We start from the raw sequence: 12,853 nt of genomic DNA, 5'->3' as shown, positions 1-12,853 counted from the left end.
CTCCGATCCGGGGCCTGGGGTCACTCCCAGATTGACAGGGTTCAGCAGCCTACTGGGGTTTTGTACTTGGTGTCTTATGAAGCGCGGGGCGCGGGTTGTGGGACGGGCGGCCGGTGTCCGGGTCGTTGCGAGGGAATCTTTGCTAGCTGACTGGCTACTTGTCGGTTTGTCAGAAAGCTCCCACCTGGGTTTTTAGAGCGCTAAGGGCGAAAAGTTTCGAACGCCCTATTTGACCCAGTGCTATTTTTCCTTCACGCTGAGTCGCGGTTCTGTAAAACGACTTCCGGCATGGTCCAGGAAGGAGTGGCTGTGATTCGGGTGCTGATCGCCGACCAGATGCGGTTGTTCCGCAGCGGGTTGGCCTCGCTGCTGGCCGACGAACCGGACATCATCCTGGTGGGCGAGGCGGACGACGCGGAGAAGGTCGCCCGGACCGCGCTGGAGTGCGCCGCGGACGTCGCGCTGGTCGACTCCGAACTCCCCGGACTGGACTTCTTCACCGTGATCGGGGAGCTGCGCGCGACGGCGCCGGAGTGCGTGGTGCTCGTGCTGGCCTGGCGGAGCAGGCCGGGAGACCTGCGCCGCGCGGTGGCCGCGGGGGCCGTCGGCTTCGTGCTCAAGGACAGCTCGCCGGTCCAGCTGGCCGACGCCGTCCGCCGGGTCGCGCACGGCGAGCGGGTCGTCGACCCCGAGCTGGCCTGCGCCGAACTGGTCACCACGCCCCCGCCGCTCACTCCCAGGGAGCTGGACGTCCTCCACGTCGCGGCGGAGGGCGCGACGGTCGGCGAGATCGCCGGCCGGCTCCACCTGTCCCCGGGGACGGTGCGCAACTACCTGGCCCGGATCGTCGGCAAGGCCGGAGCGCGCACCCGGGTGGAGGCGATCGCCATCGCCCGGGAGCGCGGCTGGCTGTGGCATGACTCCGTGGCGCGGTTCAAAGGCTGAGTCCGGTCCCGGCGGCGAGGAAGGCCAGCAGGTCGGCGGCGAGACCGGCGGCGCGGCCGGCGGCCCGGTCGCCGTGGCCGACCCCCGGCTCGTGGCGCAGCAGGACCGGGCCGTCCCCGGAGGTGGCCCGCTGGAGGGCGGCGCACATCTTCCGCGCGTGCAGGGGGTCCACCCGGGTGTCGCCGCCGAAGGAGGCCAGGAGGACCGCGGGGTAGCGCGCACCCGGATGGACCTGGTGGTAGGGGGAGTAGGCCAGCAGGTGGCGGAAGGCGGCGGGGTCGGCGGCCGAGCCGTACTCGGCGGTCCAGGAGGGGCCGAGGCCGAAGCGCTCGTAGCGGACCATGTCGAGCAGGGGGGCGACGCACACCGCGGCGGCGAAGAGCTCGGGGCAGCGGGTGAGGGCCGCGGCGACCAGCAGGCCCCCGTTGGACTCCCCCCACAGGCCGAGCCGGTCGGGCGAGGTCCAGCCGCCGTCGACCAGGAGCCGGGCGGCGGCCAGGAAGTCCTCCAGGGCCCGCAGCCGGTGCGCCCCCACCCCTTGGGCGTGCCTGCCCGCGTCGCCGCGCACATGGGCGATCGCCAGCGCCCCGCCCGCCTCGATCCAGGCCAGGGAGTCGGGGGCGTAGGAAGGCGTCATCGGCAGGCCGAATCCGCCATAGCCGTGCAGGATCGTGGGACGGGGACCGGTGCCGGGCGGAGCCAGGACGGTGACGCGTACCGGCGTCCCGTCCGGGGACGTCGCGGTGAGGAGGCGGGTGCGGACCTCGGGGAGCCGGACCCGGGCGGGCGAGTCCTCCCACAGGGAGGCGGCCTTCCCGCCGCCGTCGTAGCGCCAGACCTGCGCGGGCGTGAGGGTGTCGGTGTAGGTGAACCAGGCGGAGTCGTCCTCGGCGGACAGGCGCCCGAGGGTGCCGCGGCCGGGCAGCGCGACGGCACCGAGGTACGCGCCGGTCTCCCTGTCGTACCGGAGGAGCTCGCAGGCCCCGTCGCGGAGGCGGGAGACCAGCAGTGTCCCGGCGAGGACGGTGAAGTCGGCGAGCGGCGCCTCCGGATCGGGCGGCAGCAGCGTCCGGCGTACCAGGGGGTGGCGCGGGTCGGCGACGGCCAGGGCGAGCCCGTCCCGTTCCGGGACGGCCAGGTAAAGACGTCCGTCACGGCCGACGGCGGCGGCCAGGGCCTGCGGGACGGGCCGCGGGGACGGCGCGGCGGGGGAGCCGTGCCGCAGATCGGCCAGCCGCAGCCCCGTCCCCTCGGGTCCGGCCGAGGAGATCACCAGCCAGTTCCCGTCGCGGCTGATCCCGAGGCCGGGGACGCCTCTCACCTCCAGGACGGCGACGTCCTCGCCGTCGACCCGGCGCAACCGCATCCGCCGGTCGCGCACGTAGTAGAAGGCGTCGTCGGAGATCCACGCGACGGGCGCGTGGCGGCATCCCGGCACGGGCGGGCCGAGCATTTCTCCTGTATCGACGTCCAGCACGTGGAGGGCGCCCACCTCGGTCCCGTCCCGGGACAGCTGGACGGCGACGCGGGTTCCCCCGGGGGAGGGGTCCCAGGAGTCCAGGACGGTCGTCTCGCCCGGATCCAGCAGGGCAGGGTCCACGATGGCCCTCCCGTCGGCGTGGAGGACGGGGTGCGGCTGCCCGGGCAGGCGGCGCAGCATGAACTCCCGTCCGGCCCGCCAGACCGGAGCCGTGACCGTCCCGGCGTCGGCCAGGGCCATCGCCCGCTCGCGCAGGGACTCCCGGCCGGGGAGCCCCGCGGCGTGGGCGCGCCAAAGCGCGTCCTGCTCGGCCGACCATCGGACGGTCGCCTCCGAGGCGGCGTCCTCCAGCCAGCGGTAGGGGTCGGCCACGGGGTGTCCGTGCAGGATCTCCACCAGGTCGCCGCGCTCCGCGCGCGGGTAGGCGGTCACGCGCATCAGGCGTTTCCTTTCACCAGTCGCACCGGGTTCACCGGCGGTTCGGATCCGAAGAGTTCGGCGTAGTGCGGGATCGCGCCGAGGAGTTCGGCGTGGGGGCCGAGCGCGGTCGTGCGCCCGTCCATGAACAGCACCCTTCCGGCCCGTTCCGCCGAGGAGATCCGGTGGGCGACGACGAGGAGGACGCCGCCGCGCTCGACGAAGGCCCGCTCCGCGCGGGCCTCGGCCACGGGGTCCAGGTGGCAGGTCGCCTCGTCCAGCACGGTCGGCCCGGCGGGGGCCAGGTAGGCGCGGGTGAGCGCGATGAGCTGCCGTTCGCCCGCGGACAGGAGGGCGGGGTCGATCCGGGCGGACAACCCGCCGAGCCGCTCGGCGAGTTCGGTGAGCCCCACCGCGTCGGCGGCCCGCCAGAGCGCGGCGTCGGAGGCGGAGGAGTAGAAGGAGAGGTTCTCGCGGAGCGTGCCCCGGAAGACGTAGGCCTCCTGCGGGAGCAGCGTGCGGGCGGCGGGGTCGAGCAGCGGGGCGGGGACGCCCCGGACCAGGACCTCGCCCGAGTCGGGGGCGAGCAGCCCGCAGACCAGTCCCGCCAGGGTCGACTTGCCGATGCCGCTCGGCCCGACGACCGNNNNCCAGGCGGTCGTCGCCGTCGAGGGTCAGCGACAGCCCCCGCACCACCGGCGCGGAGTGCGGGCCGTAGGCGAAGGAGACCCGGCGCAGTTCGATCTGCGGCCGCCGGGGGCGCGGCGGCAGCGGCTCCCGGCGCGGCGGGGAGGGAAGGAGCAGCAGGTCCAGGGTGGCCGCGAGCCTGACGCCGCTCATCCCCAGGCCCTCGACGAGCCCGCCGAGCGCCGGGGCCAGCGACTGGGTGACGTAGGCCAGCGCCCCGACGACCGCGCCCGCGCTCGCGCCCCGGCCGAGCAGCCAGGGCGTGCCCGCCAGCAGGATCAGGGCGGGCAGCAGCCCGCCGAGCGCCAGGGCGACGGTCCGCAGCGCGGTCACCCGGGCCAGGGCGCGGCCCGCGCGGGCCTGCTCCTCCACGATCCCGCAGACGTGCTCGGCCAGATGATCCTCGGCTCCGCAGGCGGCGATGTCGCGCAGCCCGCCGGCCAGTTCGGCGACCGCGCCGGTGGTCCGCTCGTCCGCCCGCAGGAAGGCCCGCTGGAGGCGGGCCAGGGCGGGCAGCGAGCACAGGAAGCAGCACAGGCCGAGCAGGAACGGCGGCAGCACCAGCAGCGCGATCTGCGGCATCAGGGCCAGCAGCCCCACGACCACGCTCACCACGGTGAAGACGAAGGACCGCAGGACCGTGACGACGGAGGCGAGGGAGTCCCTGGCCAGCTCGACCTGCTGGTTGGCGCGGGCCGCCGACGCGTCCGCCGGGTGCCGTCCGCCCAGCCCGTCCCGGACGACCTGGGCGAGCAGCCGGTCCCGGAACGGCTCGACCACCTCGGCTATCGCCAGCACGACCCGTCCGGCCGCGACCGCCGCCGCCGTCCAGACCACCGCGAGCAGCGCCAGCCAGCCGAGGCCGTCGGCGGGCCGCCCTTCCGCGAACAGGTCGACGGCCCGGGCGACGGCGTAGCCCAGGAGGAGCGCCGGCGCGCTCTCCAGCACCGACCAGGCGAGGATCCGTCTCAGCCGCCCGGGCTCCCGGCGCAGCGCCCGCCAGACGATCACGGGCAGCGGCCGTCGTCTCACTGGAAGACCTTTCGGTAGCCGGGGTCCCGCCACAGGTCGGCGTGCGCGCCGTGGCCGCGGATCCGTCCGTCCTCCAGCCAGAGGACGAGGTCGGCCGAGGCGGCGGTGGCGGCCCGGTGGGTGACGACCAGCCGGGTCGCGGGAAGGGCGGCCACGGCGGCCAGGACCCGGTTGCGGGTGAGGGGGTCGAGTGAGGAGGTGGCGTCGTCCAGGACCAGGACCCGGCAGGGGCGGGCCAGCGCGCGGGCCAGTCCCACCCGCTGGCGCTCCCCGCCGGACAGCGGGGCGCGCTCGGGCGGGGTGGCGTACCCGTCGGGGAGCACGCGCAGGAAGACGTCGGCCTCGGCGGCCTTCGCGGCGGGCACCGGGTCGGTGTTCGGGCCTCCCAGGGTGATCGCCTCGCCCAGGGTCGGGCCGACCAGGACGGGCCGGTCGAAGGCCACCGAGACGGTCCGGCGCAGCGCGGCGCGGGACAGCTCCGCCACCGGGATTCCGTCCAGGAGCACGGGGAAGACGGGGGGAGCGAGTCCGGCGACCGAGGCGGCGAGGCGGGACTTGCCCGAGCCCGACCGGCCGACGACCGCGACCAGGGAGCCGCCGGGCACGGCCAGGCCGTCCAGTTCCAGGGCTCCGGGCCCTTCCGGAGGTTCCCGGTCGCCTTGCGGGGGCGGGGTCTCGTCCAGTACGTCCTGGATGCGGGCGCGGGCGGCGCGGGACCGGGCGAGGGCGCCGATCTGGCCGAGCGCCGAGCTCAGGCCGGCGCCCAGGACCGCGTAGCGGACCGCGGCGTACAGCTCCCCGACGGTCAGCTCTCCGGCGGCCAGGCGCAGCCCGCCCGCGGCCAGCACCGCCACCTCCAGGAGCGGGACGACCAGCCCGGCCTGGACCCCGGCGCGGGCGTTGGCCCGCCACAACCGCATGCCGTGGGCGCGCAGGCGGGGCAGGGGGGCCAGCACCCGGGAGGTCTCGGCGTCCACGGCACCGGCCGCGGTGATCGTCCGGGCCCCGGTCAGGGCGTCGACCAGCCGGGAGGTGAGCTCGCCCTGGGTGCGCTGGTAGCGCTCGGCGAGGACGCCGGAGTCGCGGTAGAAGGCGCGCAGAACCAGGCCGATGAGGACCAGCGCCACGACGAGGGCGAGCGCGAGCCACGGGTCGATCAGGACCAGCGCCACCAGTCCGCCCGCGGTCGGGACGAGCGAGGCGAGCACGGCGATCCGGGCCTGGGGCGCCTGACCGGCCTCCTCGGCGTTCAGTCCGGCCCGCGTGGCCAGCTCCCCGCCGGGGAACCGTCCCAGCAGCACCGGCCCGGCGTCCAGGATCCGCCGCACGATCCGCTCGCGCAGCCGGGCCGATGTCGCGGCTCCGGTCGCTCCCGCGGCCCAGGTCTCCAGGCCGTCGCAGGCCACCGCCGCGGCGACGAGCAGCGCGCAGGCCGGCAGGAGCCCGGGATCCCCCGAGACCGTCCGGTCGAAGGCCCCGCCCAGGACGGCCGGCAGGGCGAGCTGCAACGCGGCTCCGGTCACCGCGAAGAACGCGAGCCACCACCGCACCGCGACCTCCGGTCCTCGTGAATGTTCCAGCCCTCATAGGGGACTCCGGGCGGTGCTTCGCGGCACCGCCCGGAGTCGTCTCACCTGTACGGCCGTCTCACCGGTCGGACGTCAGGGGCACGTCCGGCCTGGAGCCGTTCAGTGGCAGAGCAGCAGGCTCAGGTTGCTGGGCTTGGCCGAGGCGCAGCCCAGGACCGTGAGGGTGCTGCCGCCGCCGTGGCCGCCGCCGCCGGGGGTCTCCAGGGTCTGCAGGTCGAGCAGGGTCATGTGATTCACCTTTTCTTCTGGTTCGGATTCGGGGGTCTCGCTCGTGCCTAGTGGCAGAGCAGCAGGCTGAGGTTGCTGGGCTTGGCCGAGGCGCAGCCGAGGACGGTCAGGGTGCTGCCGCCGCCGTAGCCACCTCCGCCGCCGGGGGTCTCCAGCGTCTGCAGGTCGAGCAGGGTCATGTCACACCTCCTTTCGGGGGTCGAAGGGGGGAGCCGCTAGGTGCTTCCGGTCCGCGGTACCGGGCGGCTGCATCAGGGGGAGGAAGCAGGGGGTCGCGCCGAGCGCGTGGCCCAGGGCGAACAGGACTCCGGCCGTGCCGGTCGCGAAGTCCATCGACAACCGCAGGAGCCGGTCGCCGGGGAAGGCCGTCCCGCCGTCGTGGACCAGCGCGTGCCAGCGCAGTCCGGCGACGAGGTCGGGCAGGTCCGGGTCGTCGGGGGGCAGCGCGGCGATGAGGCCGGCGCGGCCGTTGAACAGGCCGGGCTGGACGAAGAACCGCGCTCCGGCGACGGCGCGCAGCCCGGTGAGGGACTCGGCGAGCTCCGGGTCGTCCCGGTGGGTCAGGTAGCGGGACAGGACGGGGACGATGCCCGCCGAGCCCTCCTCCAGGTAGGGGAGGCGGCGCCAGCCCTGGTCGACCTGCAGGGACCCGTCCGGGCCGCGCTTGCAGCGCCGCAGGTCCTGGGCGAGGGCGCCGCGCGCCAGGTCCAGCATCGCGGGGTCGCCGTCGAGTTCGTAGGCGTGCAGGAACAGCAGCGCCACTCCGGAGGAGCCGTGCATCAGCCCGGCCCGGGGATGCTCGCCGCCGCTGAGCTCCGGAACGTCAGCGGGCCCGCCGATCCGCTCGGCGCAGATCCGGACGAGTTCGCGCGCCGGGTCGGCGAGCCCGAGACCGAGCAGGCCCAGCGCCAGTCCGGACAGGCCCGAGTACAGGCTCAGGCCCAGGTCGGGGCGGCGCTCGTCCAGGCAGCGCCCGGCCAGTTCCAGCGCGTCGTCCTCACGGCCGAGCCGGTGCAGCACGTGGGCGACGCCGATCACGCCGTCGTACAGGCCCAGCCCGTTGCCGGGCCGCAGCGCGCGGTCCAGCAGCCAGTCCTCGTACTGGGGGAACCGGCCGGCGCCGGTCTCGTACAGGGCCAGCAGGACCCCGGCCGCGCCGGTGGCGAGGTTCACCGCGCCGCCGCCCTGGAACTGGGCGACGTCGCCGGGGAACAGCCGGTCGTCGCGTTCGGGGGTGGCCGAGGCCAGGATCGAGCGGTGCAGTTCGTCGCGCAGCTCCGGCCACGCCGAGGGGCCTTCCCGGGCGACCCTGTCCAGGGCGGAGGGGGCCGCGGCGCGGCCGCCGTCCCGCTCGGGCCCGCCGGTCAGGACCGCCAGGGCGTCCTCGATGACGCGGGGCGGGACGGGGAAGGTCTCGAGGATCAGTGCCGACAGCTGCGCGGCCTTGCCCGGGTCCAGCGGGAGGGTGATCGTCACCTGGGGGGCGAAGAGCCCCAGGACCAGGCAGGCCAGGGCGTAGCGGTCGGCCTCGACGCCGCTCCGGTCGGCCGGGGCGAGGAAGGCCGGGTGGGCCAGTGCGGGACGGGCGTCGTCGGCGACCAGGGAGGCGACCTCGAAGTCGATCAGGACGAGCCGCCCCTCGGCGGTCACCAGGATGTTCTCCGGGTGCAGGTCGCCGAAGACCACGCCACGCCCGTGCAGGGCGGCCACCGCCCGTTCGACCTTCGGCAGGATCTCGCACGCCCAGGCGGTGTACTCGGCCAGGGCCTCGGGCTCCGGGCGGCTGGTGGACAGCGGGTAGCGGCTCACCAGCATGCGCTGGAGCGGTTCGCCGTCGATGAACTCGGTGACCAGGAACTCGTGCCCGCCGAGGACGAAGTGGTCGACCAGCTCCGGGACCACGTCCAGTCCCGCGAGGCGTCGCAGGATGTCGCGCTCGTGCCGGGATCGGGTGACCGCGTCCCTGCTCATGGCGTCGAGTCCGGCGTGGGGGCGGGACTCCTTGAGGATGACGCGCCGCCCGTCGCGGTCGTGGCCGAAGTAGACGCCGCCGCCGTTGGAGAACTGGACGACGTTCTCGATCTCGTAGGGGAGACCGGAGACGGTGACGGCGTTGCGGGCTTCCAGGTGGGGTTCGAGGAAGGCCGGCAGGCGGGTCCACGGCGGGACGCCGAAGGCCACTCCCCGCACGTCCGGGACGAGCTCTCCTTCGCCGTTCTCCAGGGCGAGGACGCGTTCGCCCCGCTCGTCCAGGCAGCGCTGTTCGGTGAAGGCCCCGTACCTGACGTAGAGCGGCCCCGTCCCGTAGCGCAGATCGCTGAGGATGTAGGGACCATCGATCCCGTCGAGCAGCTCGTCGAGCTCCTTCAGGGCGAGTTCGAGTTCGGTCTCGTCCTGCGGATAGACGGTGATGAACTTCCCGCTGGAGGCGCGGTCGGCGGTCTTGGAGTTCTGCGAGAGCAGGGCCGGGGCGCCGCGCAGGTGCTTGAAGGCGATCCCCCGCCCGACGCAGTAGTCCCAGACGAGGTCCAGCGCGCGGACCGCGTCCTCGTGCCGGGCCGAGACGTGGATCTTCCAGCCCTGCGCCGGCAGGTGCTCGGTGGTGTCGGGCGCGTAGTAGACCCAGGTGTCGGTGGTGTGGCGCAGCCAGCCGTCCGGCGCGGGGCCGGTCGTCCTGGCGTAGTCCGAGCCCTGGAGTGCCGCAGAGGTGAGCCGGTCGTAGAAGACCGGATCCATCTGGCAGTAGAACTCGTAGCCGTCCACGTTTCCCCCTCTCGTTTCGCTCTCTGGAAACGAGAATTCAGGAAATCGGTGGACACTCCTAGTTGCGAGTCGTCACATATTGCGATGAATGATGCATGGGTGGACTATGCGTTCCGCACCGGAAATATCAGCGGCACAGCTTGGCGGACAGGGGGAGATGACGGCTGGAGGGGCCGGCCTCGACGGTGTAGCAGCCGCGGACGGTCTTCCACCCGCTCTTCCAGACGGAGAAGGAACGCTTGTCGAGGACGAAGGTGACGCGCTTGGACCGGCCCGGCGCCAGAGTGACCTTCTTGAAGCCCTTGAGCTGGCGGGGAGGCTCCCCGGCGCTGCGCGGGAAGGTCAGGTAGAGCTGCGGGACGGCGGATCCAGTGCGCTTTCCGGTGTTCGTCACCGTCACCTGGACGCGGTTGCCCGACACCTTCAGACGGCTGTACTTGAACGTCGTGTACGAGAGCCCGTACCCGAACGGGTAGGCGACCGGAAGCCTGCGGGCGTTGTACCGGCGGTAGCCGACCTGGAGCTTCTCGGTGTAGCGGACGGTGCCGCCCTTGGCCGCCTTCGCGTTCGCGACGGGGAACGTGACAGGGAGCCGTCCGCCGGGTTCGGCGTCGCCGTACAGGACGCGGGCGATGGCCGTACCGCCGCGCTCGCCGGGGTACCAGGCCTGCACCAGGCCCGCGACCTTGCTCCGCCACGGGGTCAGGACGGGCCCGCCGGTCTGCATGACCACGACGGTGTTGCGGTTGGCGGCGGCGACCCTGCGGATCAAGGCGTCCTGGTCCTCGCGATCGGGCGCGCCGCACTTGAGGGAGATGCACTTGAGGTCCTCGGCCTCCTCCCGGGCGTCCGACACGACCACGACGGCCACGTCGGCGCGGCGGGCGGCGGCCGCGGCCGCGGTGAGGCTGGAGCCGTCCGAGTAGGAGACAGGGCCGCCGGCGCGGGCGTTGACGCCCTGCAGCGCGGTGACGGGGTTGCGCGGGGTGACCTTGGAGGAGCCGGCGCCGCTGATGTAGTCGGCGGCGGAGGACCCGATGACGGCCACACTCGCCCCGGCCTTGAGCGGCAGGACGCCCTTGTTCTTCAACAGGGTGATGCCGTTCTCGGCGATGGACTGCGAAGTCCGGTTGTTGGCGCCGACGTTGACGGTCTGCGGCCTGTCGCGGTACCGGGCGCGATCGAACACGCCGTGCGCGAAGAGGGTCCGCAGGTAGGCCCGGACCCGTTTGTCGACCTGCTTGGACGTGATCTTCTTCTCGCGCAGCGCCTGGTTCAGCTGGTCCTTGCTGTAGATGAGGCCGACGGGCATCTCGACGTCCAGCCCGCCGCGCACGGACGCCACGGTGTTCTTCGCGCCGATCAGCCAGTCGGACGCCACGAAGCCCTTGAACCCCCAGGAGCTCCGCAGCACCGAGCCCAGGAACGTGCCGTTCGCGCAGGAGGGCTTGCCGTTCACCTTGTTGTAGCCGCACATGACGGCGGCGGCCCCGGCATCGCGGACCGCGGCCTCGAAGGGGGGCAGGTAGATCTCCTGCATCGTCCGGGAGTCGACGACCGCGTTCATCTGGTAGCGGTCGGTCTCCTGGTTGTTGGCCGGGTAGTGCTTGACCATCGACAGGACGCCCTGCTTCTGGGCGGCCTTGATCCAGGAGACGCCGAGCCTGCCGGTCAGGTACGGGTCCTCGCCGTAGGACTCGTAGCCCCGCCCGGCGTTGGGGATGCGCAGGATGTCCAGGGCGGGGCCGAGGACGATGTCGTTGCCCCTGCGCTTGCCCTCGTCGCCCACGAGCCTGCCGTACCGGGCGGCGTCGGCGGTGGAGAACCCGGCGCCCAGCGCGATCGGAGCGGGCAGCGCGGTGCCCGGCCCCTGCCGGATCCCGGCGGGTCCGCCTCCGGCCATGAGGACGGTCGGGACGCCGAGCCGGGGGATCCCGTTGAGAGTCCCCTCGTGGGCGTTGGGGTCCTTGTCCGTGGCGAGCGGGCCGAGGGCGTCGTCCCCGGCCATCAGGCCGAGCTTCTCGTCCAGGGTCATCGCCTTCAGCAGCAGTCCGGCCCGCCTGTCGGCCGGCAGGCCGCGGTCGCACCACGGCCGGGCGGACACGCTCCCGCAGGGGCCGGGCGCAGCGGCCGAGGAGCCCGCCACGGCGAGCAGGGGGAGGCCGAGGACGGCGGTGAGGGCCAGGGCTGTGCTGCGGGAGATCACAATCGCTCATTCTTGTGGGGTCTGCTTCGTCCGCGAAACCAGCAGCAAATAACAAATCGTGCATTTTCCGGCTCTGGGGGAGACTGGGCCGGTGCTGCTGACGATCACGATGACCTCGGGCCCCGGCGTCCCGGCGACCGACCTGGGCTTCCTGCTCCACAAGCATCCCGACCGGGCGCAGGAGTTCGAGCAGGCCTTCGGGACCGCGCACGTCTTCTACCCCGAGGCCTCCGCCGAGCGCTGCACCGCCGCGCTGCTGCTGGAGGTGGACCCGATCGGCCTCCAGCGGAGCCGGGGGAAGAACAGCCCTGACTTCTCCCTCGGCCAGTACGTCAACGACCGGCCCTACGCGGCCTCGTCCCTGCTGGCCTCGGCGATGAACGCGGTCTTCCGCACGGCCATGCGCGGACGCTGCCCCGCTCGCCGGGAACTCGCGGACGGGACCGTCCCGCTGGAGCTCTCACTGCCGACGCTGCCCTGCAAGGGCGGCCCGGAGTTCGCGCGGAGGCTGTTCGAGCCGCTCGGCTGGGAGGTCTCCGCCGAACCCGTTCAGCTGGACGAGCGCTTCCCCGAATGGGGCGACTCCCGGTACGTCACGCTGACCCTGCGCGGGACGGTCCGGCTCGCGGACGCGCTCAACCAGGTGTACGTGCTGCTGCCGGTGCTCGACCAGTCCAAGCACTACTGGGTCGCCCCGGACGAGGTCGACAAGCTGATCCGCGCCGGGTCCGGCTGGCTGGCCGGACACCCCGAGCGCGCCGGGATCACCCGCCGCTACCTGGGCAACCGGCGCGGGCTGGTACGGGCGGCCCTGGGCCGCCTCGCCGACGCCGAGGGCCTGCCGGAGGACGCGCTCGACCTGCCCGAGGCCGACCGGGACGGGGCCGAGGAGCACGAGCGCAAGGTCCCGCTGAACGAGCGGAGGCTGGAGGCGGTCACCGCCGCGCTGAAGCGGGAGGAGGCACGTTCCGTCCTGGACCTGGGATGCGGGCAGGGCAAGCTGGTCTCCCGGCTGCTGCCCGACTCGTCCTTTACCCGGGTCACCGGGGTGGACGTCTCGCACACCGCGGTCGCCATCGCCCGCCGCAGGCTGAAGGTGGACCGGTTGCCGCGGCTTCAGGCCGAACGGCTGGAGCTGTTCCAGGGCGCGCTGACCTACCTGGACGACAGGTTCCGCGGCTACGACGCGGCGGTGCTGATGGAGGTCGTCGAGCACGTCGACCAGCCCCGCCTTCCCGCGCTGGCCCGGGTGGTCTTCGGGCATGCCCGGCCCAGGACGGTCGTGGTGACGACGCCCAACGTCGAGCACAACGTGCGCTACGAGGGCCTGACGGGCCTCCGGCACCCCGACCACCGCTTCGAGTGGACCCGCGCGCAGTTCCGCGAGTGGGCCGGGGAGGTCTGCGACAGGTACGGGTACGCGGTCCGCTATGAGCCGGTGGGCGACGACGATCCCGAGGTCGGCCCGCCCACCCAGATGGGCGTGTTCACCCGGTGAACGGAGCG

9 protein-coding genes are annotated in these 12,853 nt (G+C 73.6%); 2 read left to right on the top strand and 7 right to left on the bottom strand.

Annotated features, from left to right (window positions below; genetic code table 11):
- The first annotated feature begins 309 nt into the window (after window positions 1–309).
- A complete protein-coding gene (locus ABD327_RS17820; RefSeq protein WP_344451537.1) occupies window positions 310–945 on the top strand; it encodes a response regulator in 636 nt (211 codons plus the stop codon).
- Here ABD327_RS17820 and ABD327_RS17815 read toward each other — a convergent pair.
- The 7 genes from ABD327_RS17815 to ABD327_RS17785 all read right to left on the bottom strand — a co-directional run bounded on the left by ABD327_RS17815 (window position 935) and on the right by ABD327_RS17785 (window position 11,347).
- Window positions 935–2,863, bottom strand: coding sequence for a prolyl oligopeptidase family serine peptidase (locus ABD327_RS17815; protein WP_344451536.1), 1,929 nt, complete (start codon window positions 2,861–2,863; stop codon window positions 935–937). The two genes, ABD327_RS17820 and ABD327_RS17815, sit on opposite strands and share 11 nt — an antisense overlap.
- Window positions 2,863–3,432 (bottom strand): ABC transporter ATP-binding protein, encoded by a 570-nt coding sequence (locus tag ABD327_RS17810; protein WP_344451595.1) that lies wholly within the window; start codon window positions 3,430–3,432, stop codon window positions 2,863–2,865. The genes ABD327_RS17815 and ABD327_RS17810 overlap by 1 nt, the downstream gene beginning before the upstream one ends.
- A gap of 1,125 nt (window positions 3,433–4,557) precedes the next feature.
- Window positions 4,558–6,111: an ABC transporter transmembrane domain-containing protein gene (locus ABD327_RS17805; RefSeq protein ID WP_344451534.1), complete on the bottom strand. Its 1,554-nt coding sequence runs from the start codon at window positions 6,109–6,111 to the stop codon at window positions 4,558–4,560.
- Between the two features lie 138 nt (window positions 6,112–6,249).
- The gene (locus tag ABD327_RS17800) at window positions 6,250–6,378 is read right to left on the bottom strand and encodes a SapB/AmfS family lanthipeptide (RefSeq protein ID WP_106402054.1); all 129 of its coding nucleotides are present in this window, start codon (window positions 6,376–6,378) and stop codon (window positions 6,250–6,252) included.
- A gap of 47 nt (window positions 6,379–6,425) precedes the next feature.
- Window positions 6,426–6,557, bottom strand: coding sequence for a SapB/AmfS family lanthipeptide (locus ABD327_RS17795; RefSeq protein ID WP_344451533.1), 132 nt, complete (start codon window positions 6,555–6,557; stop codon window positions 6,426–6,428).
- A 1-nt stretch (window position 6,558) separates the two neighbouring features.
- Window positions 6,559–9,141, bottom strand: a complete 2,583-nt coding sequence (lanKC, locus tag ABD327_RS17790) for a class III lanthionine synthetase LanKC (protein ID WP_344451532.1) — start codon at window positions 9,139–9,141, stop codon at window positions 6,559–6,561.
- Window positions 9,142–9,268: 127 nt separating this feature from the next.
- Window positions 9,269–11,347 (bottom strand): beta-glucosidase family protein, encoded by a 2,079-nt coding sequence (locus tag ABD327_RS17785; protein ID WP_344451531.1) that lies wholly within the window; start codon window positions 11,345–11,347, stop codon window positions 9,269–9,271.
- A 91-nt stretch (window positions 11,348–11,438) separates the two neighbouring features.
- Between ABD327_RS17785 and ABD327_RS17780 the strand changes: the two genes are divergently transcribed.
- Entirely contained in the window at window positions 11,439–12,845 is a 1,407-nt protein-coding gene (locus ABD327_RS17780; protein WP_344451530.1) for a 3' terminal RNA ribose 2'-O-methyltransferase Hen1, read from the top strand.
- Window positions 12,846–12,853 lie beyond the last annotated feature (8 nt).

The sequence above is a fragment of the Actinocorallia aurantiaca genome (genome assembly GCF_039533685.1).
GTDB classification, from domain to species: Bacteria; Actinomycetota; Actinomycetes; order Streptosporangiales; family Streptosporangiaceae; genus Actinocorallia; species Actinocorallia aurantiaca.
Note: the sequence above shows the minus strand (reverse complement) of the source record. Positions and strands in the feature narration are given on the sequence as shown.

Coding starts and splice junctions, on each gene's coding strand:
- ABD327_RS17815 (WP_344451536.1), bottom strand. CDS start 2,863: ATGCGCGTGACCGCCTACCCGCGCGCGGAGCGCGGCGACCTGGTGGAG.
- ABD327_RS17800 (WP_106402054.1), bottom strand. CDS start 6,378: ATGACCCTGCTCGACCTGCAGACCCTGGAGACCCCCGGCGGCGGCGGC.
- ABD327_RS17795 (WP_344451533.1), bottom strand. CDS start 6,557: ATGACCCTGCTCGACCTGCAGACGCTGGAGACCCCCGGCGGCGGAGGT.